Origin of the sequence: Amycolatopsis sp. NPDC052450, from assembly GCF_044547565.1 — a bacterium.
In the GTDB taxonomy this organism is placed as follows: Bacteria; Actinomycetota; Actinomycetes; order Mycobacteriales; family Pseudonocardiaceae; genus Amycolatopsis.
This window is the reverse complement of record NZ_JBIUAQ010000022.1, coordinates 80302-103486: the sequence shown is the minus strand read 5'-3', so window position 1 is coordinate 103486 and position 23185 is coordinate 80302. Positions and strand designations below refer to the sequence as shown.

23 protein-coding genes are annotated in these 23185 nt (G+C 68.7%); 12 read left to right on the top strand and 11 right to left on the bottom strand.

Features of this window, described 5'->3' with window-relative positions:
• Positions 1-2: 2 nt before the first annotated feature.
• Entirely contained in the window at positions 3-305 is a 303-nt protein-coding gene (locus ACIHAO_RS29835; RefSeq protein WP_125791427.1) for an urease subunit gamma, read from the bottom strand.
• 291 nt (positions 306-596) lie between these two features.
• On the opposite strand from ACIHAO_RS29835, the gene ACIHAO_RS29830 reads away from it, so the two are divergent.
• The gene (locus ACIHAO_RS29830) at positions 597-1748 is read left to right on the top strand and encodes a citrate synthase 2 (RefSeq protein WP_396563343.1); all 1152 of its coding nucleotides are present in this window, start codon (positions 597-599) and stop codon (positions 1746-1748) included.
• A gap of 53 nt (positions 1749-1801) precedes the next feature.
• Here ACIHAO_RS29830 and ACIHAO_RS29825 read toward each other — a convergent pair whose 3' ends face one another.
• Genes ACIHAO_RS29825 through ACIHAO_RS29815 form a run of 3 tightly spaced genes read right to left on the bottom strand, consistent with a single transcriptional unit; the run spans position 1802 to position 5643 of the window.
• A complete protein-coding gene (locus ACIHAO_RS29825; RefSeq protein WP_396563341.1) occupies positions 1802-2392 on the bottom strand; it encodes a TetR/AcrR family transcriptional regulator in 591 nt (196 codons plus the stop codon).
• A gap of 23 nt (positions 2393-2415) precedes the next feature.
• On the bottom strand, positions 2416-4107 hold the full coding sequence (locus ACIHAO_RS29820) for an SDR family oxidoreductase (RefSeq protein ID WP_396563441.1): 1692 nt from the start codon (positions 4105-4107) through the stop codon (positions 2416-2418).
• Between the two features lie 36 nt (positions 4108-4143).
• Entirely contained in the window at positions 4144-5643 is a 1500-nt protein-coding gene (locus ACIHAO_RS29815; protein WP_396563339.1) for an MFS transporter, read from the bottom strand.
• Between the two features lie 191 nt (positions 5644-5834).
• Between ACIHAO_RS29815 and ACIHAO_RS29810 the strand changes: the two genes are divergently transcribed.
• From ACIHAO_RS29810 to ACIHAO_RS29780, 7 genes are all read left to right on the top strand, one after another.
• Positions 5835-6431 carry a TetR/AcrR family transcriptional regulator gene (locus tag ACIHAO_RS29810; protein ID WP_396563337.1) on the top strand — a complete coding sequence of 199 codons (597 nt, stop codon included), beginning with the start codon at positions 5835-5837 and terminating at the stop codon, positions 6429-6431.
• 116 nt (positions 6432-6547) lie between these two features.
• On the top strand, positions 6548-7456 hold the full coding sequence (locus ACIHAO_RS29805; RefSeq protein WP_396563335.1) for an endonuclease domain-containing protein: 909 nt from the start codon (positions 6548-6550) through the stop codon (positions 7454-7456).
• A 106-nt stretch (positions 7457-7562) separates the two neighbouring features.
• The gene (locus tag ACIHAO_RS29800) at positions 7563-8402 is read left to right on the top strand and encodes an ABC transporter ATP-binding protein (protein ID WP_396563333.1); all 840 of its coding nucleotides are present in this window, start codon (positions 7563-7565) and stop codon (positions 8400-8402) included.
• Positions 8399-9211 carry an ABC transporter permease gene (locus ACIHAO_RS29795; RefSeq protein ID WP_396563331.1) on the top strand — a complete coding sequence of 271 codons (813 nt, stop codon included), beginning with the start codon at positions 8399-8401 and terminating at the stop codon, positions 9209-9211. The genes ACIHAO_RS29800 and ACIHAO_RS29795 overlap by 4 nt, the downstream gene beginning before the upstream one ends.
• A complete protein-coding gene (locus ACIHAO_RS29790) occupies positions 9208-10368 on the top strand; it encodes a sensor histidine kinase (RefSeq protein ID WP_396563329.1) in 1161 nt (386 codons plus the stop codon). The genes ACIHAO_RS29795 and ACIHAO_RS29790 overlap by 4 nt, the downstream gene beginning before the upstream one ends.
• Entirely contained in the window at positions 10365-10985 is a 621-nt protein-coding gene (locus ACIHAO_RS29785; RefSeq protein WP_396563327.1) for a response regulator, read from the top strand. Before ACIHAO_RS29790 ends, ACIHAO_RS29785 begins: the two co-directional genes overlap by 4 nt.
• 14 nt (positions 10986-10999) lie before the next feature.
• Entirely contained in the window at positions 11000-12346 is a 1347-nt protein-coding gene (locus ACIHAO_RS29780) for a serine hydrolase domain-containing protein (protein WP_396563325.1), read from the top strand.
• Here ACIHAO_RS29780 and ACIHAO_RS29775 read toward each other — a convergent pair.
• Both ACIHAO_RS29775 and ACIHAO_RS29770 read right to left on the bottom strand, forming a co-directional pair.
• Complete coding sequence (locus tag ACIHAO_RS29775) at positions 12343-12852, bottom strand: hypothetical protein (RefSeq protein ID WP_396563323.1); 510 nt, start codon at positions 12850-12852, stop codon at positions 12343-12345. The two genes, ACIHAO_RS29780 and ACIHAO_RS29775, sit on opposite strands and share 4 nt — an antisense overlap.
• A complete protein-coding gene (locus tag ACIHAO_RS29770; RefSeq protein WP_125791414.1) occupies positions 12852-13169 on the bottom strand; it encodes a hypothetical protein in 318 nt (105 codons plus the stop codon). The genes ACIHAO_RS29775 and ACIHAO_RS29770 overlap by 1 nt, the downstream gene beginning before the upstream one ends.
• 115 nt (positions 13170-13284) lie before the next feature.
• On the opposite strand from ACIHAO_RS29770, the gene serC reads away from it, so the two are divergent.
• Complete coding sequence (serC, locus tag ACIHAO_RS29765) at positions 13285-14412, top strand: phosphoserine transaminase (protein ID WP_125791413.1); 1128 nt, start codon at positions 13285-13287, stop codon at positions 14410-14412.
• Position 14413: 1 nt separating this feature from the next.
• On the opposite strand, the gene ACIHAO_RS29760 is transcribed toward serC, so the two are convergent.
• From ACIHAO_RS29760 to ACIHAO_RS29740, 5 genes are all read right to left on the bottom strand, one after another.
• A complete protein-coding gene (locus ACIHAO_RS29760) occupies positions 14414-15601 on the bottom strand; it encodes a glycosyltransferase 87 family protein (protein WP_396563320.1) in 1188 nt (395 codons plus the stop codon).
• Between the two features lie 93 nt (positions 15602-15694).
• Positions 15695-16909 (bottom strand): ABC transporter permease, encoded by a 1215-nt coding sequence (locus tag ACIHAO_RS29755; RefSeq protein ID WP_396563318.1) that lies wholly within the window; start codon positions 16907-16909, stop codon positions 15695-15697.
• Positions 16906-17592: an ABC transporter ATP-binding protein gene (locus tag ACIHAO_RS29750; RefSeq protein ID WP_125782003.1), complete on the bottom strand. Its 687-nt coding sequence runs from the start codon at positions 17590-17592 to the stop codon at positions 16906-16908. Before ACIHAO_RS29750 ends, ACIHAO_RS29755 begins: the two co-directional genes overlap by 4 nt.
• Entirely contained in the window at positions 17589-18689 is a 1101-nt protein-coding gene (locus tag ACIHAO_RS29745; RefSeq protein ID WP_396563315.1) for a peptidoglycan-binding protein, read from the bottom strand. The genes ACIHAO_RS29750 and ACIHAO_RS29745 overlap by 4 nt, the downstream gene beginning before the upstream one ends.
• Positions 18686-19234: a hypothetical protein gene (locus ACIHAO_RS29740; RefSeq protein ID WP_396563313.1), complete on the bottom strand. Its 549-nt coding sequence runs from the start codon at positions 19232-19234 to the stop codon at positions 18686-18688. Before ACIHAO_RS29740 ends, ACIHAO_RS29745 begins: the two co-directional genes overlap by 4 nt.
• 228 nt (positions 19235-19462) lie before the next feature.
• Between ACIHAO_RS29740 and ACIHAO_RS29735 the strand changes: the two genes are divergently transcribed.
• The 3 genes from ACIHAO_RS29735 (at position 19463) to ACIHAO_RS29725 (ending at position 23161) form a co-directional block, all read left to right on the top strand.
• Complete coding sequence (locus tag ACIHAO_RS29735) at positions 19463-21265, top strand: alpha-L-fucosidase (RefSeq protein ID WP_396563311.1); 1803 nt, start codon at positions 19463-19465, stop codon at positions 21263-21265.
• A gap of 82 nt (positions 21266-21347) precedes the next feature.
• A complete protein-coding gene (locus ACIHAO_RS29730; RefSeq protein ID WP_125782011.1) occupies positions 21348-22007 on the top strand; it encodes a response regulator transcription factor in 660 nt (219 codons plus the stop codon).
• The gene (locus ACIHAO_RS29725) at positions 22004-23161 is read left to right on the top strand and encodes an ATP-binding protein (protein WP_396563308.1); all 1158 of its coding nucleotides are present in this window, start codon (positions 22004-22006) and stop codon (positions 23159-23161) included. Before ACIHAO_RS29730 ends, ACIHAO_RS29725 begins: the two co-directional genes overlap by 4 nt.
• Positions 23162-23185: the final 24 nt, after the last annotated feature.

Sequence of the window (23185 nt, the reverse complement as noted above, 5' to 3'; positions counted from 1 at the left end):
TTCTAAACGATCGGGTCGTGCACCGTGACGAGCTTCGTTCCGTCCGGGAAAGTGGCTTCGACCTGGACGGAATCGACCATTTCCGGCACTCCGTCCAGTACCTGCGCCCGCGAGAGCACCGAACGCCCGCTCGCGACGAGTTCACTCACCGTCCGGCCGTCGCGGGCGCCTTCGAGCACGTGGTCGGTGATCAGCGCGACCGCCTCGGGGTAGTTCAGCGAAACCCCGCGTTCCAGGCGTTTGCGCGCTACGTCCGCCGCGACGTGGATGAGCAGTTTGTCCCGCTCCTGGGGGCTCAGGTGCATGGAAAAGGTCTATCACCGGAAACCGGTCCCCGCCGGTTCTCGAAACACAGGATTTACCTCGGCGGCCGGTACACGCAAAGTGAACGGCACCGTAACTCTTCGCGTACGAGGCGCGTTTTCACTGAATCGTTCTCGTAATCGTGACCGAAAGCACCACATCTTTCGATTGCCCCAGGCCCCGACGTGGAGCAAAGTTTGTCCATCCGTGCGATGAGGCGCGCCTACGCTGCGTGTATCCCGTCCACGCGTGAACACAAAGCCGGGGAATGCGCATCGAAAGGTTTCACCACAGTGAGTGCCTCCACGATCAGCACCAATCAGCCGTCGGAGAAGGTCGACGACGGTTTCCGACCGGGTCTCGAGGGCGTGGTCGCCTTCAAGACCGAAATCGCCGAGCCCGACCGTGACGGTGGCGCGCTGCGCTATCGCGGCGTCGACATCGAGGACCTCGCCGGCAAGGTGACCTTCGGTGACGTCTGGGGACTTCTCGTCGACAGCCGGTTCGGCCACGGGCTACCGCCCGCCGAGCCGTTCCCGCTGCCGGTGCACACCGGCGACGTCCGGGTCGACGTCCAGGCCGCGCTGGCCATGCTCGCCCCGATCTGGGGGTACCGGCCGCTGCTCGACATCACCGACGACGAGGCGCGCGACCAGCTGGCCCGTGCCTCGGTGATGGCGCTTTCGTACGTCGCCCAGTCCGCGCGCGGCATCGGGCAGCCCGCCGTCCCGCAGACCCGGGTCGACGAGGCGAAATCGATCACCGAGCGCTTCATGGTCCGCTGGCGCGGGGAGCCCGACCCGGCCCACGTCAAGGCCATCGACGCCTACTGGGTCTCCGCCGCCGAGCACGGCCTCAACGCCTCGACCTTCACCGCCAGGGTCATCGCCTCGACCGGCGCCGACGTCGCCGCGGCGCTGTCCGGCGCGATCGGCGCCATGTCCGGCCCGCTGCACGGCGGCGCGCCGGCCCGGGTGCTGCCGATGATCGAAGAGGTCGAGAAGACCGGCGACGCGGCCGGCCTGGTCAAGGGCATCCTGGACCGCAAGGAACGCATGATGGGCTTCGGGCACCGCGTGTACCGCGCGGAGGACCCGCGGGCACGCGTGCTGCGCCGCACCTGCAAAGAGCTCGGCGCGTCGCGCTACGAGGCGGCCGCGGAGCTGGAGCAGGTCGCGCTGAAGGAGCTGCGCGAGCGGCGTCCGGATCACCCGATCGAGACCAACGTCGAGTTCTGGGCGGCCGTGATCCTGGACTTCGCCCAGGTGCCGCCGCATATGATGCCCGCGATGTTCAGCTCCGCCCGCACCGCCGGCTGGGCCGCGCACATCCTGGAGCAGAAGAAGACCGGCCGCCTCGTGCGCCCGTCGGCGAAGTACGTCGGCCCGGAGCCGCGTAAGCCGGAGGACGTCGAAGGCTGGGACCTGGTCGCGAAGCAGGCCTGACGCGCATGCAATGAAGGGGCCTTTCATAGCAAAATTCGCTATGAAAGGCCCCTTCATTGCATCTGCGGGACCGAAGAATCGTGGGCCGCGGTCGCCGACAGCATGGCCGTCAGCTGATCGACCAGCCAGCCGTCGAGCACCTCGCGCGGCACGGCCCGCTCCTGCAGCCAGCTCAGCAGCGAGCCCTCCACCACCGCGGTCCAGCAGCGCAAGGTCAGCAGGAGCATAGGCGACGGCTCCGACACTCCCAGCGCGTCGAGGATGAGCTCGACGGCACGGTTGCGGACCTCGTCGATCGCCGCGTCCGTCTCCGAGGTCGCGATCACCGAACCGCTGCGCAACAGGGCGACGTAGCCCGCGCGGTAGTGGTCGGCGACGTCGATCAGCCCGCGGACGGCGGCCCGCAGCCGCGTTTCGGGCGGGCCTTCCTCGAGTCCGGCAAGGCCGTCGATAAGCCCTACGGTGACCGTTTTCAGTGCCTCGACCTGCAGTTCCCGCAAGCTCGAGAAGTACCGGTAGAACAGCGGCCGCGAAACCTCGGCGCGGGCGATGATGTCGTCGACCGTGACGAGTTCGGGCGCGCGCGAACCGAACAGGTCCAGTGCGGCGCGGATCAGGTCCTCGCGGCGTGCTTCCGCCGACATCCGGCGAGGACGTCTGGCAGAGGTCACGGGGTGACGTCCAGTTTCGCCGCGGCCCGCAGCAGGCCGGGAGTGAGCCGGGAGAGGACGAGCGCGGCCTTGGCCTCCGGCGTCGACGGCTGGATCGCCTTGTCCTTCTCGACGGCGCGCAGGATGTCGCGCGCGACCTTCTCCGGGCCGAAACCGCGTTTCGCGTACAGCTTGCTGCTCGACTTCTGGCGCCGCTTCTGCTCGACGTCGTCGACGCCGACGAACCGGGTGGTGCTGGTGATGTTGGTGTTCACGATGCCGGGGCAGATCGCGGTGACACCGATGTTCTCGGCGGCGAGTTCCGCCCGCAGGCACACGCTCAACGTCAGCACGGCGGATTTCGTGGTGGCGTAGGCGGAAAGGATCTTCGACGGCAGGTAGGCGGCGGCCGAGGCGACGTTGACGATCTGGCCGCCTTCGGCCCGCTCGCGCATCTGCTCGGCGAAGACGCGGCAGCCGTGGATGACGCCCCACAGGTTCACGTCGATGAGGCGTTCCCAGTCCTTGACCGTCGTGTCGAGGAACGGTCCGGACAGCCCGATCCCCGCGTTGTTCACGACGATGTCCGGAACCCCGAACTCCTCCTTGACCTGCTGGGCGAACTTCTCGACCGCCTCGGCGTCGGAAGAGTCCACTGTGTACTCGCCGACGGTGGCGCCCTTGTCCCGCAGGAGTTTCGCGGTGTCCGCCGCGGCCGAGCCGTTGATGTCGGTGATCACCAGGTCGGCGCCCTTGTCCGCGAACGCGAGCGCCGTCGCGCGGCCGATCCCGCTGCCGGCGCCGGTGACCACGACGAGCTTGTGCGCGAAGCCTTTCGTCCTGGCCTGTTTGAGCGCGCGGCTCTCCTCACCGCCTTCGGCGTGGTCGATCAGCTCGGCGGTGGCGTCGGCGATCACCTGGGGCTTCTCGCGGACCACCCAGTGCGTGCCGACGATCCGGCGCACCCGCAGATCCGGCGCCCAGCGCTCGATCTCGGTCTGCAACGGCGTGGTGACGAATTTGTCGCCGGTGGGCGCGAGCACCTGCACCGGGATCTCGGCGTTACGCGGCCGCGGCCGGGAGAGGCGGGTGAACATGTTGGCGCGGTAGAGGTTGAGCCCGTACAGGCCGTCCGAAGTGGACGGCGCGGCGGCGGCCGGATCCATCCGGCCGATGAGCGCGCCCATCGCGCCGGTGCGCCACAGCAGCTGCGGGATCAGCGGGAGCTGGAAACCGAGGATGTACGTCGAGTGCACTCCCTGCGCGAGCGCGTTCTTGAGCCGCTTCGGACTCGGGCGCAGCTGAGCGCGGAACCACGCTCCCGCGTGATCGAGGCTCGGCCCGGAGATCGACGTGAACGACGCGAGCCGTCCGCGCAGCTTTTCGCCGGTGACCGAATGCCAGGTCTGGATGGATCCCCAGTCGTGCGCGAGCAGATGGACCTTGCCCTCGGGCCGGACCTCGTCGATGACCGAAGCGAGGTCATCGGACAGTTGGTCCAACTTGTAGGACGCTCGTCCCGAAGGCTTGTCCGAGCGACCGGCGCCACGGACGTCGTAGACGACGACCCGATAGCGGCGCTCGAGCAGAGCGGCGACGCCGTCCCACATGGAGCCGTTGTCCGGGTAACCGTGGACGAGCACCACCGTGGGCGCGTCGTCGACACCGGTCACCCGGACCGAGAGGCGGACACCGTCGCTGGCCGTCACCCACGTATGAGACATAGTGTCATGTTAGACAACATGTCAATAAGGCCGCTTCTTCAGCACCGCGCGGCCGATCGTCCACACGGTGTCGATCACCAGGACGAAGGTCCAGATCCGGCCGATGTTCAGCAGCCAGTGACCACTGGAGTTCCAGAACCAGTCGGCCGCGTGAGGCCCGCCGAACAAACCTTCGACGGGCCAGCTGTATCCGGCGAACGCCAGCGCCGCCTGCGCGACGACGTACACCGCGACATGGACCATCCAGTTGCGGAGCGGATTCGAGCGCTTGTTCGCCTCCTCCGTCACCGATTCGGCCGCTTGCGGACTCTCCGCGGCCGTGCGGGTGACCGGCTTTTCCTTTTGTGACACCGTTTTTCGTGGTTCCACGGGAAACTCCGCAACTCCGACACGCCGTACGGCGCCACGAACCACGAACGATCCGAAGAGCAGGAGCGCCGCCGCGCCGAAGCAGACGACGCGCCATCCGGCGTCCGAGCCGTAAAGCTGACCCGCCACGAAGGTCCCGACCGTCGCTCCCAGTAGCGTCGCGCTCTCGTAGATCCCCATCGCCCGGCCGAGGCTGAGTCCGGCCGCCTCGGCGACCACCGCCTGCTCCACCGGAATGGCCGCCGCGAACGCCGCCGCGGACAGGACCCACATGACCGCGAGCACCGCCGGGCTCGGCGCGAAGGACAAGCCGGCGGCGAAGACCGCGCTCGCCACCATCGCCAAGGCGAGCACCCGGGTCCGGCCGACCTTGCGGACGAAGCCGTGCAAGTAGTCCGGCAGCAGGCTGTAGACGATGAAGCCCGGGATGAACACGGCGGCGATCTCGCCAAGCTGTAGCTGATGCCCGCGTTGCAGGTGCATCAGGAGCAGCAGGGCGACACCGGCCTCGGCCATCGCGGTCAGCGCGACGAGCGCCAGCATCGGGCGCATCCTCTTACCCAGCTGGAAAAGCCGTGGCGCGCCCGCTTCGCGCACCGGCGCGGACGGCGCGTTCAGCAAGACCACCGCGGCCACCGCGCAGGCCGCCGCACCGAGCCAGAACACACCCCGGTAGTCGATCCAGGCGATCGCGGTCAGCGCGACCACGAACGCGATCCACGTGCCACCGCCCTCGGCCGCGAACAGCTTGCCGAACGCGCCGTCGTCCCTCGCGAGCCCCTCCCCCACCCGAGCCCGCAACGCGACCCAGAACAGCGCCCCGCCCGCGCCACCGAGAACCGCGGCCAGATAAGCGACTCCGATGCCGGGCGTCACCGCATATACCACAAAGGACAGTCCATAGAGGACAGCACCGACGGCCGCGACCCGGCCACGATCGAACCGATCCGCGAGCGACCCCGCGATCGGCCGGACCACGAACGACACCAGCGTCTCCAGCGCGGTCAGCGCCCCGACCTCGGCGGCCGACGCGCCGAGCTGACTCCCCACCCACAACGGCAGCAGGAAATCGAGGACCTCCGCCGGCCCTTTGGTCAGCGCGGCGGCGAGCTGGTTCTCCTCCGCCCGCCGCTTGTATGCGACTTCGTCCACCCCAGTACCCCCTTTTCGGATACGAATGTATTCTAAAGAGGGTCGGCCGGGCAAGGCATCCCAACGGCCGACCTTCGCCGACAGGTTGCGAAAGCCACTTTCGCAACCTCCAACGTTGCGAAAGTGGCTTTCGCAACGTCTGGCCCGGGGTCACGAAGGGCAAATCGGCCCCAGGAGAGGAGAATGCGTCCGTGCCGAAGATCGTCGACCGCGCCGAACGCCGCCGCGAGATCGCCGGAGCCCTTCTGCGCATCGTCGCGCGCGAAGGCGTCGAGGCCGTGAGCGTGCGCTCTGTCGCCGTCGAAGCCGGGGTGTCCGCGGGCGCGGTGCAGAAGTACTTCTCCACCAAGGAAGATCTGTTCCGCTTCGCCCTCGACATGACCAGCGAGTTCCTGGAGCAGCGCTGGAAAACCCTCGATCAGTCCGGGAACCTGTTGGACCTGCTGCTGCGCCTCCTCGTCGAGGCGATGCCGCTCGACGAACAGCGCCGCGCGGAGGTGATCGTCATCAACGCCTTCACCGCCCGCGCCGCCGTCCGGCCGTCATGGGCCGAATTCATCCGCACCGGCTACGACGAGTTGGCGGAGATCACGACGGAGTACATCTCGAAAGCCCAATCGGCAGGCCATGTCCGCGACGACCTCACGGCGAGCGACCTGGCCGACGCCGTACTCGCCCTCTCGGACGGCTTCGCGAACCGAATGCTCACCTCCGCCGATCCGGCCGCCCTCCTGCCCTCCCTCGAAACCTCCGTCCGCACACTGCTAGGTCCCACCCACCGCAATTAGTCACCTACTTGCGCGGGTGAAGCGAGTTGTCCCCAGGCGAGGAACGGTGTGGACAAGTGAGTCGGAGTTGATCTTGAAACGGCCTCGTCTCCGGACGCGGATGTCATCGTCGGATCATGTCCAGAAGCCACTACGCGGAGGTCGCCGACTTCAGTGGTCCCTTCCTTGGCAGCCGCGCCATCAGCGAAGGTGACCTCACCCGCTCACAGCTCCGATCGGGGCCCTACAACCGGCTGTTCCAGAACGTCTACGTTCCGATCCGGATCCCGCAGGATCATGTGCTCCGGTGCAAGGCGGCGATCCTCGCCGCACCCGCCGGCGCGGTACTGACCGGTTGTTCGGCCGCGACGGTGCGCGGTTTTCCGTTCGCCCTCGACAGCGATCCGGTCGAGTTCGTCATACCCGAGGAGGAAGGGTTCCATTTCCAGCGTGGGATGCACTTGAAACGATCCAGGTTGATCGGCGGAGATTTCGAGCCTTGGCGAGACGGCCTCATCGCGAGTCCGCTGCGCATGACCATGGACATCTTGGCCAACACCCGGCTCCATCGCTCGTTCCCCCGGGTGGTCGGTCTGGTCGACGCGCTGCTTCATGCCGGGTTCGTCGAACGCGAGCAGCTCGAAAACTACTTCGAGCACCGTCATGACCACGGCATCGTCAGGGCACGGAAAGCGCTGGCGCTTTCCGACGCGAGAGCCGAATCCATCCCCGAATCCGAGGTCCGGGTCTGGCTGTGGATTCACGACATCGAGGCGGAACCCCAGGTGGAGGTGTACCGCGATCGACGGTTTCTCGGGCGGCTCGACCTCGCGATCCGGAAGGCGAAACTCGCCATCGAGTACGACGGCGCTTGGCATCTCGAAGGGGAGCAACCCCTCTTCGACGCCGAACGACGGGCACTCATGGAAGCCGACGGCTGGAGGTTCGTCGTGATCACGAAAGAGGAGCTCTACGGCGATCCGAAGGGCATGGTCGCTCGCGTCAAGACCGCACTCCAGGCAAGCCAACGCAACGCAAGTAGGTGACTAATTGCGAAGAAGGGGGTGACACCGGTGTCCATCGTTCGGTTGACAACCGGGTTCAGTCCTGCGGACGTCCCGCGGACCCTGCCCCGCACAGCACGATCGACGTATGAAAACGGCAGTGAGAGTGCGTGGCCTGCGCAAGGAGTACCCGGGCCACACGGCCGTCGGGGGGATCGACCTCGACATCGAACAGGGTGAGGTGTTCGCCCTGCTCGGCCCCAACGGCGCGGGCAAGACGACGACGGTCGAGATCCTGGAGGGCCACCGCAGGCGGACGTCGGGCGACGTCGACGTGCTCGGTGAGGATCCCGGCACGGCCGGCCGGGCTTGGCGGGCGAGGCTGGGGATCGTGTTGCAGACGGCCAACGACGCCGCCGAGCTCACCGTCGCCGAGACCGTCCGGCACTTCGCCCGCTACTACCCCGATCCCCGTGACACCGAAGAAGTGATCGAGAAGGTCGGCCTGACCGAGAAGGCGGGTGCCCGCGTCAAGAGCCTTTCGGGCGGGCAACGGCGGCGTGTGGACGTCGCGCTCGGGATCATCGGGCGGCCCGAGCTGGTGTTCCTCGACGAGCCGACGACCGGGTTCGATCCGGCGGCGCGGCGCCAGTTCTGGGAGCTGATCAGGAGTCTCGCCCACGAAGGCACCACGATCCTGCTCACCACCCACTATCTCGACGAGGCCGAGGCGCTGGCCGATCGCGTCGCGGTCATCACGCGCGGGCAGATCGTCGCCGAGGGGACGCCGCAGACGCTCGGCGGCCGCTCCACCGCGGAGGCCACCGTCCGCTGGACGGACGAGCGGGGCGGCCATCAGGAGCGCACCCATTTCCCGGCCAAGCTGATCCGCGAGCTCTCCGCCGACGGCCGCGAGCCGTCGGAGCTGACCGTCCACCGGCCCACCCTCGAAGAGACCTACCTCGACCTGATCGGAGAAGCCCGATGAGCACGCTGGCCCTCCCGGGCACCTTCTCGCTCGGCCTCGTCCGGGGCGCCGCGGAACTCAAGCAGTTCTTCCGCATCCGGGAGCAGGTGATCTTCACCTTCGCCTTCCCGTCTTTGCTGATGATCCTGCTCGGCTCGATGCTGAACTCGTCGATGCCCGGCATGGCGATCACCACCGGGCAGGTGCTGGCCGCGGGCATGATCGGCTCCGGCATCGTCTCGACGTCGTTCAACAGCATCGGCATCAACCTCGCGTCCGATCGCGAGCTCGGCGCGCTGAAACGGCTGCGGGGCACGCCGATGCCCGCCGCTTCCTACTTCATCGGCAAGATCATCCTGGTCGGCTTCACGAGCATCGCCCAGGTGGTGCTGATGTCGATCGTCGGCAGCCTCCTGTTCGATCTGGAGCTGCCGACGGACCCGGCGAAGCTGCTGACCGCGCTGTGGGTCTTCGTGCTCGGCATCACCAGCTGCACGCTCCTGGGCATCGCGCTCAGTTCGGTGACCAAGACGGTCAGCGGCGCGGTCGCGGTGACCAACCTGATCTACATCTCGCTGCAGTTCATCTCCGGGGTGTTCGTCACGCCGATCACCAACCTGCCGAAGGTTATGGTCGACATCGCTTCGTTCTTCCCGGTGAAGTGGATCTGCCAGGGCTTCCGCTCGGTGTTCCTGCCGGCCGAAGCGGCGGCACAGGAGATGGCGGGGACATGGGAACTTCCGATGGTGGCCTTGGTGCTGACGGCGTGGTGCGTCGCGGGGCTGCTGCTGGCGAAGCTGACGTTCCGTTGGTCGAACGAAGGCAAGTGAACGCCTGGGAGCGGCTCTTCTGGCTCTGGGAGGTCCTCTTCGGGCTCACCTTCGCCGCGACGACGGCGCTGGTTCTCATCGGGGACGACAACACCGCCGACAAGACGGTCGCGATCCTGTGCCTGGCCGGTGTCGGTGTCACCTACCTGGTCCGGGGACGCGGCCTCATCAAAGGCCCGGACTACGAGAAGAGCCCTTGGTTGTTCGCCGGGGTCCTGATGGTCTTGGTGACGGCCGCCACGTTCGCCACCGCCACGTCGAGTTTCATCCTGTTCTTCGCCTGCCCCGTGCTCTACATGACGTTGCCGACGAAGACGGCGTCGATCCTCACCACGGTCGCGGTGCTGCTGGAGCCGTTGTCTTCGATCGCCCAGGGCGGCCTCGACCAGCCCGCGCTGCGCATCCTGGTGCCGATGACGGCGATCCTGATCATCTTCAACCTCCTGGCAGGCCGCTACATCACGCAGATTATCGCGCAGAGCAAAGGCCGGGCCGCCTTGATCGAACAGCTGGAAGCCAGCCAGGCGGAGGTTTCGCGCCTTTCCCGCGAGGCGGGCATGGCCGCCGAACGCGAGCGCATGGCCCGCGAGATCCATGACACGCTCGCGCAGGGCTTCACCAGTATCGTCACGCTCACCCAGGCCATCGAGTCCGAAATGGACACCGATCCGAAGGCGGCCCGCCGTCATCTGGATCTCGCGGCACGGACGGCACGGGAGAACCTGGCCGAGGCGCGGGCGATGGTGGCGGCGCGGATGCCGTCGGCGCTCGCCGCCGCTTCACTGGAGGAGTCCTTACGCAGGCTGGTCGAACGGCTGACCGAGGAGACCGGGATCGAGGCGTCGATCGAGGTCGGCGGCCCGCTGCCCGCGCTCCCGATGGCCACCGAGGTCGTCCTGCTACGAGGGGCGCAGGAGGCACTGAGCAACGTCCGCAAGCATTCGAGCGCGGCCGTGGTATCGCTCCGTCTGTCCGTTGTGGACGGACGAGCGCGGCTCCGCGTGACCGACGACGGCGCCGGATTCGATCCCGCCGAGCCCACAAGCGGCTTCGGTCTGGCGGGGATGCGGGCGCGGGCGGAGCAGGTCGGTGGCATCGTGACGTGTGCGAGCGAACCCGGTGCGGGGACGACGCTGGAACTGGAGGTGCCCGCGTGATCACGATCATGCTGGTCGACGATCACCCCGTGGTGCGGGAAGGCCTGCGCGGCATGCTGGAGGCCGAGCCGGACCTGAGCGTCATCGGGGAAGCGGGCTCCGGCGACGAGGCCGTCGCGCTGAGCCGGGTGAAGCAGCCGGACGTGATCCTGATGGATCTGCGGATGCCCGGTCTCGACGGCGTCGGCGCGACGCGGAAGATCCTCGCGGACCGGCCGGGTCAGCGAGTCGTCGTGCTCACCACCTACGAGACGGACGCGGACATCCTGCGCGCGGTCGAAGCGGGAGCTTCCGGGTACCTGCTGAAGGACGCTTCGCGCGCGGAGCTGGCCGGCGCGATCCGTGCGGCGTCACGCGGCGAGACGGTCTTGGCGCCTTCGGTCGCAGGGAAGCTGGTGAACCGGGTGCGCAATCCGACGGCGTCGCCGTTGTCGGCACGCGAGATCGAGGTGCTCCGGCTGGTGGCGCGGGGGAACACGAACGCCGACATCGGCCGGACGCTTCACATCAGCGAAGCGACGGTCAAGACCCACCTGCTCCGGACGTTCGGCAAACTGGACGTTTCGGACCGCACGGCCGCTGTGACCACCGCTATGCGACTGGGCCTGCTCGGGTAGGCAGAATGCGTCTCATGCTTGCCTCGACCGAATTGGCGCTGCTACGCCGCCTCGCGCACGAGCAATCCTCGTGCCGCGCCCCGTCCATCGTCGCCGCCGTCGTCCGCGACGGCGAAATCGCCTGGTCCGGAGGACGCGGACGCGTCGACGGCGAGACACCCGGTGACGACACGCAGTACCGCCTCGGCTCGATCACCAAGACCCTCGTCGCGACGGCCGTCATGCGGCTGCGCGACGAAGGCAAGCTCGACCTCAACGACCCGCTCGAACAGCACCTTCCCGGCACCGCGTTCGGCTCGGCCACCATCGCGCAACTGCTCTCCCACACCTCGGGCCTGACCGCGGAATCGCCCGGTTCCTGGTGGGAGCGCACCGTGGGCGCCGACTGGGACGCGCTCGTCGAAAGCCTCAAGGACGGCGCGACACGACTGCGGCCGGGCAGCAAGTTCCACTACAGCAACGTCGGTTACGGCGTACTCGGCGAGCTGGTCGCCCGGCACCGCGGGCAGTCGTGGCTCGACGTCATCCGCGCCGAGATCCTCGGTCCGCTCGGCATGAACCGGACCTCGCCGCATCCCGAAGGCGCACACGCGAACGGGTTCGCCGTGCACCCCTTCGCCGACCTCCTCATGCCGGAACCGTCGCCGGACGCGGGCGCGATGGCGCCCGCCGGGCAGCTGTGGTCGACGATCACCGACCTCGCCCGCTGGACGGCGTTCCTCGGCGGCAACACCGGCGGCGTGCTGAGTGAGCAGACCGTCGCGGAGATGCGCGAAATGGTCACCGTGGACGATGGCGACGCCTGGACCACCGGCTTCGGCCTCGGTGTCATGCTGGTCCGCACCGAGGGCAGGCGGCTGGCCGGGCACACCGGATCGATGCCGGGCTTCCTCGCCTGCTCGCTGGTCGACGCGAACGCGGGCATCGGCGCGCTGGTGCTGACGAACTCGACGGCGGGCGTCGGCATCACGCAGCTGTGCCTCGACCTGATGAACCTGACCGAACAGCACGAGCCGTCCATGCCCGCGGAATGGCAACCGTCCACTGTGGACCCGAAGCTGCTGGAGCTGACCGGGCTGTGGCACTGGGGCCCGACGCCGTACCACCTGCGCCTGCTCCCCGGCGGCCTGTTCTCCCTCGCGCCGGCCGACGGTCCCGGCCGCGCGTCGCGGTTCGCGCCGGTCGGCGAAGACACCTGGGTCGGCCTCGACGCCTACTACGCGGGCGAAACGCTGCGGGTCGGGCGGGACTCGGCGGGGAAGCCGAACCACCTCGACCTCGCGACGTTCATCTTCTCGCGGACGCCGTTCGACCCGGCCGCGCCCATCCCCGGCGGCGTCGACCCCGACGGCTGGCGTTAACGGAAGCGGAAGGCGGCGGTCGTGAACTCGCGGCCGCCGTCGGCGCACACCAGCACATCGCCGTGGCCGGGGTCGCCGACGACCCACATCCGGCGCGGACCGCGCAGCGAGCCGGCGAGTTCGTCCGCGCAGTCCTCGATGACGAACTTCGCCGGGCGGCCGTCGAGAACGGCCCACCCGCGCGCGGTCCCGGCGTCCGCATCGAGCGTGGCGGTGGCCAGCGCCCAGGGACCGAACACGACGTCGAGGACACCTTCACGGCGCCGGATCGTGAACCGCAGCGCCGTCCACCACTGGCGGGTCCTCGGCGAAGAGATCTCCCCCGGCTCGTCGCCGTGCACCCAGCGCGGCAGGCCGGGGACGAACACGAGCACGAGTGTCGCCACGAAACCGAGCGGTGCGCCGATGGCCGCCGTCTCATCCCACTCGGCGAAGACCGCGTGGATGCCGAAGACGAGGAAGTACAGGAACAGGAAACCCCACCTCGGCCGCCACGGGTCCGGCATCAGGCGGCCGGGGTGTGCCCGACCGCGACGCCGACGGCCGCGATGAAGTTGCGGGCGATGCGCTTGCCCTCACCCCAGTCGACGAAGCCGAACTTGAGGCTCGTCTGGATCGCCAGGCCTGAACCCTCCGTCGTCCGCTCGACCTTCACCGTGACGGTCTGGCCGTAGCTGAGCCAGCCGAGCTTGGTCGAGAAGGTGACGTAGCCCGCTGCCGCGTCGTAATACGGGGCCTGCCCCTTGACCGCGTCGACCCCGTGGGGAAGGGCCTGCCACAACGCCTCGGGGGGCACCGGGAATCGTTCGTGCACTGTCGCCATGAGGCGAGAAGCTACCCGGCGGTCGGCGCCGGGGAGAGCCGGTCCGCCGATCCCACATCCCGGACACGGTGCACCGACTGTCAGCAGCGCCGTCCCGACCTGAGAGACTGGCCTCATGACCGACGCACCTGAGTTGACCCTCCCCGCGGACCTGAAGCCTGCCGATGGCCGCTTCGGCTGCGGACCGTCCAAGGTCCGTGACGAGCAGCTCGCCAACCTGGCGAAATCCGGTGCCACCTACCTCGGCACCTCGCACCGTCAGAAGCCGGTGAAGTCCCTCGTCGGCCGCGTGCGTGCGGGTCTGTCCGAATTGTTCTCCCTGCCCGAAGGCTACGAAGTGGTCCTCGGCAACGGCGGGACGACCGCATTCTGGGACGCCGCCGCGTTCGGGCTCGTGCGGGAACGTGCGCAGCACTTCACCTACGGCGAGTTCTCCTCGAAGTTCGCCACGGTGACCAAGGGCGCCCCGTTCCTCGCCGACCCGATCGTCGTCAAGGCCGACCCGGGCAGCGCGCCCGAGATCGCCTACGAGGCCGGTGCCGACCTGGTCGGCTGGGCGCACAACGAGACCTCGACCGGCGTCGCGGTGCCGGTTCGCCGCCCCGAAGGCAGTGAAGGTGCCCTCGTCGCCATCGACGCCACCTCCGGCGCGGGCGGCCTGCCGGTCAAGGCCGAGGACTTCGACGTCTACTACTTCGCGCCCCAGAAGTCCTTCGCCTCCGACGGTGGTCTCTGGATCGCGCTGGCCTCGCCGGCCGCGGTCGAGCGCATCGGCGAGATCGGCGCGAGCGACCGCTGGATCCCCGAGTTCCTGTCGCTGACCACCGCGCTGGACAACTCCCGCAAGGACCAGACGTACAACACCCCGGCGGTGTCGACGCTGTTCCTGCTGGCCGACCAGATCGAGTGGATGAACTCGAACGGCGGTCTCGAGTGGACGACCGCGCGCACGCGCGACTCGTCGACCCGGCTGTACGAATGGGCTGAGAAGACCAGCTACACGACGCCGTTCGTCAGCGACCCGTCGCTGCGTTCGCAGGTCGTCGGCACCATCGACTTCGCCGACGAGGTGGACGCCTCCGCGGTCGCGAAGGTGTTGCGCGCCAACGGCATCGTCGACACCGAGCCGTACCGGAAGCTGGGCCGCAACCAGCTGCGCGTCGGCCTGTTCCCGGCCATCGACCCGGACGACATCACGAAGCTGACCCAGAGCATCGAGTACGTCGTCGAGCGCCTGGGCTGAGCTAGCTTTCCGTGAGGGCCTCCTTCCCTACCTTGAGCGTAGGGAAGGAGGCCCTCACGGATTTAAGGAGCACCAGCAGCACAAGGCCGTACAGCACGAAGGATTCCGTCGCCAGCCACCAGCCGAAACTCCCGGCCGGCCGCGGCGCGAGCCACATCGGCGCGATCACGAACAGCGCCACCGTCACGGCCGCGAGCACGTACGAAACGATCGACCGGGTCCAGACCAGCAGCACGAGGATCGGCACGCACCAGATCCAGTGGTGTGTCCAGGACACCGGCGAGACCAGCAGCCCGCCGATGGCGCACGCCGTCAGCGCGACCACCGGCTCCGCGACGCGCACGATCACGAACGCGGTCAGCGCGACCACCATCACCGCGGCCAGCACCCAGACGACGTCCTCAGCCGAGCCGAGTCCGAACCGCGCGAGCATCCCGCGCAGCGATTGGTTCCCGACATAGCCGCGATCGCCGATGCGGCTGGTGTCGAAGAGGACGTTCGTCCAGAACTTCGCGGACGCGCCCGGCGCGACCAGGAACATCAGCGCGCCCGCGCCGGCGAACCCGGCCAATACCCGTGCGGACGAGCGGAAGTCCTTGCGGAACAAGAAGAACAGGATGAAGAAGGCCGGGGTCAGCTTGATCGCCGCGGCGACGCCGATCAGCAGGCCCTTGGTCCGCGCGCGGCCAGGGAGCAGGGCGTCGAGGACGACCATCAGCATCAGCAGGGTGTTGATCTGGCCGAAGCCGAGCGTCGAACGGACCGGTTCCATGATCCCGCCGATGGCCTGTGCCCCGATCGCCGCCAGTACGGCGATGGCGCGGCCACGGACGTTCGCGCGGTCGGTGAGCGAGCCGTTGAGCGTCGCGACGAAGAGGTAGACGACGATCCCGCCCGCGACGATCGACGCGAGCCCGACCAGCCTCGTGGCCAGCGCGGCCGACAGCAGCGTGCCGGGCAGGAACACCGCGGCCGCGAACGGTGTGTAGGTGAAGGGCAGCCAGCCCCCGTGCGTCTGCACCCACGTGCCGTACAGGTCGCCCGAGTCGACGAGGAGCCGCGCGCCGCCGATGTAGACCTCGAGGTCCTGACCGTCGAACACCTTGAACGCGAACAGCACGCCGACCACGACGACTTCGAGCGCGATCAACGCCCCCGCGAGTTTCCGCCCCGACAATCCCACCAGCACCCGGCGAGATTACCCACCACTACCCCGCAATTCGGCACCTGGTTGCGGTAGTACGCGATGCGTACCGTCGCAACCAGGTGCCGAATTGCGGGGTCAGGCGAGGGCTTGGGTCGGCGGGAGGCGGGCCGCGCGCATCGCCGGATAGGCACCGGCGACGGCACCGACCAGTGCCGAGACCCCCACTCCGCCGAGCAGGGCGCCGACGGGGAGCACCGCCGGCCAGCCTTGGCTCAGCGCGTACCCGGCCGTCACCAGCACGCCGACCAGGACCCCGGCGATCCCGCCGAGCCCGGACAGCAGCACCGACTCGGCCAAGAACTGGCCTCTCACCTGCCGTTTCGTCGCGCCGAGCGCGCGGCGGAGGCCGATCTCCCGGCGCCGTTCCAGCACCGAGATCACCATCGTGTTGGCCACCCCGACGCCGCCGACCAGCAGCGCCACCCCGCCGAGCCCGAGGAACAGCGCGCTGTAGGTGTTCTCCGTCAGCTTCTGCGCCTCCAGCGCCTCCGACGGACGACGCACCTCGACCTCGTTCGGCGCCTGCGGGTTCATCGTCTGCGCGAGCACCGAACGCACGTTCTCGACCTGCGAATCCTTCGCCCGGACGTACACGGTGGTCGGATGCCCCTCGAAGCCGAGTAGCCGTTTGGCGACGTCCCAGCCGACCAGCGCCGACCGCTCGATCTCGGGCGCCAGCGGCGTCGGCCCGAGAATGCCGCCCACGGTGAACCACTGACCGCCGATGAACACCTGCGGCGGCTTGGCCGGGTCGATGCGGTCGATCCCGAGCCGCGCGGCCGCGACCGAACCCAGCACGGTGACCGGGTAGTCGCGGGTCGCGTCACGGAGGAACCGCCCGGTGCGGACGGCACCGCCGACGACGTCGAGGAGATCCGGCGTCGCCGCGTAGACGGAGAGGCCGGACGTCTCGTCCTTGGCGATCTTGTCCGTGCGCCGCACGGTCCCGTCGGTGGTGCCGGTCGCGGACGCCGCCGTCACCGGGGCGATCCGCTTCGCCATCGGCACCGCGCTGTCCGGCAACGTCGCGTCGCCACCGAACATCGTCTTGCCCGGCCCGGCCGAAAGCAGGTTCGTGCCGAGCGCGGCCAGCTGGTCTTGCAACGCCTTCGCACCCGACGCCGGGATCGCGAGCACCGCCACCATCGCGGCGATCCCGATCCCGATGCCGAGCGCGGACAGCACCGCGCGCATCGGCCGCGTCCGCATCCCGTGCGCGCCGAGGGTCAGCACGTCGCGCGGGCCGAGCCTGGCCGGATCCGGCGTCTTGTCGAGGACGGGTGCGCTCACACCAGCACCCCCGTCCCGGTGTCGAGCCGGATCCGGCCGTCGCGCAGCTCGATCCGCCGCGGGATGCCCGCCGCGATCTCCCGGTCGTGCGTGATGATCACGACCGTCGTCCCCTGCGAGCTCAACGTGGCGAGCAGGTTGAGGATCGCCGCGCCGTTGCCCGTGTCGAGGTTCCCGGTCGGCTCGTCGGCCAGCAGGATCGACGGCGAGTTGACGACCGCCCGCGCGATCGCCACCCGCTGCCGTTCCCCGCCGGAGAGCTCGTTCGGGAAATGCCCGGCCCGATGCGCGAGGCCGACCCGGTCGAGCGCGGCCAGCGCCCGTTCGTGCCGTTTCCGCCGCGGCACCCCCGCGTACAGCAGCCCCGTCGCGACGTTGTCGACCGCGCTCACCCCCTCGCTGAGGAAGAACTGCTGGAACACGAACCCGATCCATCGTGACCGCAACGCGGAAAGCTTGCGGTCGGGCAGTTTCGCCACGTCGTTCCCGCGCAGTTCGATGACGCCGCTGGTCGGCCGGTCGAGCGTGCCCATCAGCTGGAGCAGCGTCGACTTGCCGGAGCCGGACGGCCCGACGATGGCGACCATCTCCCTGTCCTCAATGGACAGTGACACCTCGTGCAGTGCCCGCACCCCGCCGGGATAGGTGCGGGAGGCGCCGCGCACGTCCAGCACCGGGGTCATGAGGTCGTCACCACCCGCATCCCGGCGGCGAGTCCGGTGCCGGTGATTTCGACGCGGCCGCCGGAGAACAAACCGGTCTTCACCGCGATGAGGCGCCGTTTCCCGCCTTCGTCGACCTCGACGGCGTATCCACCCTCGGCGAGCGCGAGCAGCGCTCCGACGGGAACCGCCAGCACTCCACTGTGGACTTCCTTGGTGAACCGCACCGAGACGGGCGTCGAATCGAGCGATCCCGCCGCGGCCGGATCGTCCAGCTTGATCTTCACCTTGATCTTCGGCTTGCCGTCGTCCTGTCCGGCGCCGTCCTTGCCGGTCTCCGCGACCTTGCCGACCTCGGTGATCACCCCGGTCGTGCTCTTGCCGCCGGTGATGTCGATCGCGACCTTGTCCCCTTCCTTCGCGATGGCCTGCTTCGCGGCGTCGAGCTTGACCTCGACGAGACGCTCGGTGCCGGTGTACTTCAGGAGTTCGCCGCCTCCCGGGCCGCCGAGCTGCGCGGCGACCTGCGAAACCCGGATCTCGCCGGGCGCGAGGACGGCGTCGCCCTGGCCGAAGGTGCCGGTCTGCTCGGCGTCCAGCGACTTCTGCCATTTCTTGATCGCGGCGGTGGTGGCCGAGGTGAACTTCTTGTCCGGGGTACCGAAACCGCCGAAACCGAGCGCCTTCAGGTTCTCTTCCAGCTGCTTGACGTCCGGGCCGTCCGCGGCCCCGTCCGCGAGGTCGCGGAAGAACGGCAACGTGCCGTAGAACAACGGCACCGGTTTGGCGTCGACGCCGTACACGGTCTTCCCCCGGGTGTACACCGCACCCGTGTCCGGCAGGGCGGTGATGGTGCCCTGTTTCCGGCCGGCGAGGGCGTTTTCCGCGCCATAGCCCAGAGTTCCGTTCGCCTCTTCCTCTTCCCGCAGGTCGGTCTTCTCGACCTTCGCGGTCTCCACCGGTGGCGGCGCCTGCCCGACCTGCTGGGCCTCCGACGTCACCCTGGTCAGCACGACCACGGACATCGTCCCGACCACGACGACGAGGACCGCCGCGATGACGAACCAGCGCGCCCGGCGCGAACGCCGCGCGCCGCCGGGTCCTTCGTGTTCGCTCATTTCGCCGGGGCCGCCCTCATGGTCATGCCGAGACCGCAGGCCTTCGCCGCTTCTTCGAACTTCTTGGGATCGCCCGCGTCCATCGTCATGGCGGCGCCCTTGCCGCTGGGGTCGGGATCCGGGAAGTCGATGCCGTGCTCGCGCATGCACTTGGCTTCCTTGCGCATCTTGTCGAGCTCTTCCGGCGTGGGCGGCTTGATCTCGCCACCGTTCGGCAACAGCTTCCGGCACGCGTCGCTCGCGGCCTTCATCTTGTTCTCGTCGGGCCTGCCTTCGCCGGCCTCGATGGAGATCGTGCCCTGCTCGTCGCCGTTGGTCTTGGGATCCGGCATGTCGATGCCGTGCTCGCGCATGCACTTCGCGAAGTTGCGCATCTTGTCCTCGTCGGACACGTTGTCGGCCTGCTTCCCGTCACCGGCGGCGCCGGGCGCCGGCGGCGACGAGATCGAGGCGACCTTGTCGCCGCCGTCCCCGCCACCGCCGCAGCCGGCCACCAGCGCGAGGACCGCTCCGGCGATCAGTACCGCCATCGGTCGTTTCCGCATCGCTGCTCCTTCGGTCGTCTTGCGCACCGATTTCTACGGAGCGGGCGATTCCGGCGCGGTAAGCGAAGTCGCTTATGCCGCGCTTACCGTCCCGATCAGCGGAACAGAGATCCGACCTATCTGCCGTCTTTACGGGTGAACCAGGCCAGTCACGAGCCTTTCGGGGGTTCACATCGGATCTCTGGCTTCTTAGAGTCCCGACGTCCACACCTCATCGAGGAGGAGTGCATGAATCGCCGCAACCCACTCCGGGCCCTGGCGGCCCTCGTCATCGCGACCACCGCACTGGGCGTCGTGCCCGCCGCGGAAGCCGCGCCACTCCCGTCCGACCACGCCTACGACGACCCGTTCACCGCCGACCGGACGCGCTGGTGGCGCGACGACCGCTTCGGCCAGTTCATCCACTTCGGCGCGTACTCCCAGCTTCAAGGGAAGTACCAACGCCCTGATGGAAGCGTTTGCCAGGACGCCGAGTGGATCCAGCGGAGCTGCCGGATCCCGCGCGCCGAATACGAGCAGATCGCCGCGAAGTTCAACCCGGCCGGGTTCGACGCGAACGCCGTCGCGCAGTCGGCGAAGGACGCCGGGCAGAAGTACGTGGTGATCACGTCGAAGCACCACGAGGGCTACGCGATGTGGCCGACGAAGGTCAACAAGTTCAACCTCCGCGACCATTCGGCGTTCGACAAGAAGCGCGACATCCTCGCCGAACTGAAACGCGCGACGGTCGCGCGTGACGTCAAACTCGGCTTCTACTATTCGATCTGGGACTGGCACGACCCGGACTTCCCCGATCCGGCGACGTTCCCGAAGTACAAGGAGCGGATGTACGCCCAGCTCAAGGAACTCGTCGACAACTATCACCCGGCGGTGCTGTGGTTCGACGGCGAATGGAGCACCGACCGGCCCAACAACCCGTGGACCGAAAAGGACGGCGAGGAACTGGAGGCGTACGTCCGCAGCCTCGATCCGTCCATTGTGGTCAACAACCGCGTCGGCAAACGCCGGGTGGTCGACGGCGACACGGGAACCCCCGAACAGGAGATCCCGGACAAGCCCGTCGACGGGCAGCTGTGGGAATCGTGCATGACCCTCAACGGCAGCTGGGGATACACCGATTGGGACCACAACTGGAAATCCTCGGCGGATCTGACCAGGAAACTGCTCTCGATCGCCGGCCGCAGCGGCAACTTCCTGCTCAACGTCGGACCCGATCGCGACGGCCGGGTACCGCGGGAATCCATCGACAGACTGAAGCAGATGGGTCAGTGGCTGCGGACGAACGGTCACTCCGCCGCCGTCTACGGAGCGGGCGCGCCGGGGCTCGTCGCCGAACCGGGCTGGGGCGTCGTCAGCCGCCGTGGCGACAAGCTTTACGCGTCGGTGTTCGACTGGCCCGCTTCGGGCGGTTCGCTGACGCTCGACACGTTGGCGCCGTTCCGGGTTCGCGACGCGCGAGTGCTCGGCAGCCGTCAACGCGTCCGGGTCGAGCAGTCGCCCGGGAGCGTGAAACTCACGCCGTCGGGCGGGCGGACGAACGACGTCGCGACCGTCATCGAACTGAGTGTCGAGCCGCTGCCGCAGGCACCCGCCGGACGCGGGACCGGGCTGGCCGCCGAGTACTGGCCGAACGCGGACTTCACCGGAACACCGGCGGTGCGCCGGATCGAGCCGGGCGTGAACCACAACTGGAAGTTCACCGGGTCACCCGACGCGAAGATCCCGGCGGAGTCCTTCTCGTCGCGATGGAGCGGCCGCGTCACCGCACGGGACACCGGGAAGTACACGTTCACCACGGTTTCGGACGACACCGTGCGGCTGTGGGTCGACGGGAGACTCCTGATCGACAACACCACCCCGCACGGCCCGGCTGTCGACAAAGCGACTCTGGACCTGGTCGCCGGGAAGTCGTACGCGATCCGGCTCGAACACACCGAACGAGGCGGTGAAGCGTCGATGAAGCTGCTGTGGTCCAGCCCGAACACGCCTCAGCAAGTGATCCCGGCGCGGCAGCTGCACCCGGCTGCCTGACGGTCCGGTACAGGTGGTCGCGACCCACCCTGCTGATCCACGCTTATCCCGCGCTTACCCCCATCCGGGGCAGACTGGCCAGGTGAGAGTGCTGGTGGTGGAAGACGAGCGGCTCCTGGCGGACACGATCGCCGAGGGCCTGCGACGGTTCTCCATGGCCGTCGACGTCTGCTACGACGGCGCGCAGGCCCTGGACCGGGTGGGGGTGCACGGCTACGACGTCGTCGTGCTCGACCGGGATCTCCCCGTCGTGCACGGCGACGAGGTGTGCGCCGCGGTGATCAGGACCGGCGGTGAGGCGCGGGTCCTGATGCTGACCGCCGCGGCCGACGTCGACGACCGGGTCGCCGGGCTGGGTCTCGGCGCCGACGACTACCTGACGAAACCGTTCGCGTTCGCCGAACTCGTCGCGCGGGTGCAGGCGCTGTCGCGGCGCGCGCGGCCGGCGTTGCCGCCGGTGCTGCAACGCGGCGGTGTCGTCCTCGACCTGCCGCGGCACCAGGCGTCCCGCGACGGCCGGTTCCTTCCCTTGTCCCCCAAGGAATTCGCGGTGCTGGAGGTGCTCATGCGCGCCGAAGGGACCGTGGTCAGCGCGGAGGAACTGCTGGAGAAGGCGTGGGACGAACACGCCGACCCGTTCACGAACGCCGTCCGGGTGGCGATGATGACGTTGCGGCGCAAACTCGGTGAACCGCCGCTGATCGACACCGTGCCCGGCGCCGGTTACCGGTTCGGGTCGTGAAACCGCTCCGGCTCTCCGTCCGCACCAAGCTGACGGCGCTCTACGGCGGGGCGTTCCTGCTAGTCGGGCTCGCGTTGCTGGTCGTCAACTACCTGCTGGTGAGCTCGACGCTGCCGGATACGGCGGCGTTCGCGAGCGACGCGGCGGGCATCGCGGTGCAGCGCGCGTATCCCATGGACACGACGACCATCCTGCCCGTGGAGCGCGCTCAGGCCACGCAACTGGTCGCGACCTCGATCACCGAGTACCGCTCGGATGTCCTTTCGACGCTGCTGTGGCAATCGCTGGTGGCGCTGGCGATCGCCGGCGCGCTCGCGGTGCTGCTCGGCTGGCTGATGGCGAGCCGGGTGCTGCGGCCGCTGCACGCGATCACGTCGACCGCACGGAAACTCGAGGTCGAAAACCTCGACCGGCGCATCGATCTCGACGGCCCCGACGACGAACTCAAGGAACTCGCCGACACCTTCGACGGCATGCTCGACCGGCTCGCCGTGTCGTTCGACAGCCAGAAACGCTTCGTCGCCAACGCTTCCCACGAACTGCGGACCCCGCTCGCGGTGCAGCGCACGCTGGTCGAGGTGGCGATGGCCGATCCCGACGTGAGCCCCGAGGTCCGGAAACTCGGCGAGCACCTGATCTACACCAACGAACGCAGCGAACGGATGATCGAGGGTCTGCTCGTGCTCGCCCGCAGCGACCGCGGCCTGGCGGCACGCGGCCCTGTCCGGCTGGACGAGGTCGCGGCGACGGTGATCCGGTCGGCGGCTGCCATGGCCGGGGAAGCGGGGGTCACCGTGGAGTCGCGGCTGCGGCCGCGGACGGTGTCCGGCGATCCCGTGCTGCTGGAGCGGCTGGTCACGAACCTCGTGCACAACGCGATCACCTACAACCGCAAGGGTGGCTGGATCCACGTCGACATCGGCGGCGACCCGGCGCTGGTGGTGCGCAACACCGGCCCGCAGGTGCCGCTGGACGCCGTGCCCGCCCTGTTCGAGCCGTTCCGGCGGCTCTCGGGCGACCGGACCGGCGACTCCCGCAACGCCGGGCTCGGCCTGTCGATCGTCCGGTCCATCGCGAAGGCGCACGGCGGGACCGCGGGCGCGGAACCGGGTGGACGCGGCGGCGGACTGGTCGTCCGGGTGCGGCTTCCGTAGATTCCCCCGATCGTGACTGTGCGT

Bases quoted from the DNA above. Each gene is read 5' to 3' on its own strand.
- ACIHAO_RS29795 (WP_396563331.1), top strand. From the start codon at position 8,399: ATGAGCACGCTGGCCCTCCCGGGCACCTTCTCGCTCGGCCTCGTCCGG.
- ACIHAO_RS29770 (WP_125791414.1), bottom strand. From the start codon at position 13,169: ATGGCGACAGTGCACGAACGATTCCCGGTGCCCCCCGAGGCGTTGTGG.
- ACIHAO_RS29745 (WP_396563315.1), bottom strand. From the start codon at position 18,689: ATGAGCGAACACGAAGGACCCGGCGGCGCGCGGCGTTCGCGCCGGGCG.
- serC (WP_125791413.1), top strand. From the start codon at position 13,285: ATGACCGACGCACCTGAGTTGACCCTCCCCGCGGACCTGAAGCCTGCC.
- ACIHAO_RS29780 (WP_396563325.1), top strand. From the start codon at position 11,000: ATGCTTGCCTCGACCGAATTGGCGCTGCTACGCCGCCTCGCGCACGAG.
- ACIHAO_RS29835 (WP_125791427.1), bottom strand. From the start codon at position 305: ATGCACCTGAGCCCCCAGGAGCGGGACAAACTGCTCATCCACGTCGCG.
- ACIHAO_RS29775 (WP_396563323.1), bottom strand. From the start codon at position 12,852: ATGCCGGACCCGTGGCGGCCGAGGTGGGGTTTCCTGTTCCTGTACTTC.
- ACIHAO_RS29750 (WP_125782003.1), bottom strand. From the start codon at position 17,592: ATGACCCCGGTGCTGGACGTGCGCGGCGCCTCCCGCACCTATCCCGGC.
- ACIHAO_RS29825 (WP_396563341.1), bottom strand. From the start codon at position 2,392: ATGTCGGCGGAAGCACGCCGCGAGGACCTGATCCGCGCCGCACTGGAC.
- ACIHAO_RS29805 (WP_396563335.1), top strand. From the start codon at position 6,548: ATGTCCAGAAGCCACTACGCGGAGGTCGCCGACTTCAGTGGTCCCTTC.
- ACIHAO_RS29735 (WP_396563311.1), top strand. From the start codon at position 19,463: ATGAATCGCCGCAACCCACTCCGGGCCCTGGCGGCCCTCGTCATCGCG.
- ACIHAO_RS29800 (WP_396563333.1), top strand. From the start codon at position 7,563: ATGAAAACGGCAGTGAGAGTGCGTGGCCTGCGCAAGGAGTACCCGGGC.
- ACIHAO_RS29740 (WP_396563313.1), bottom strand. From the start codon at position 19,234: ATGCGGAAACGACCGATGGCGGTACTGATCGCCGGAGCGGTCCTCGCG.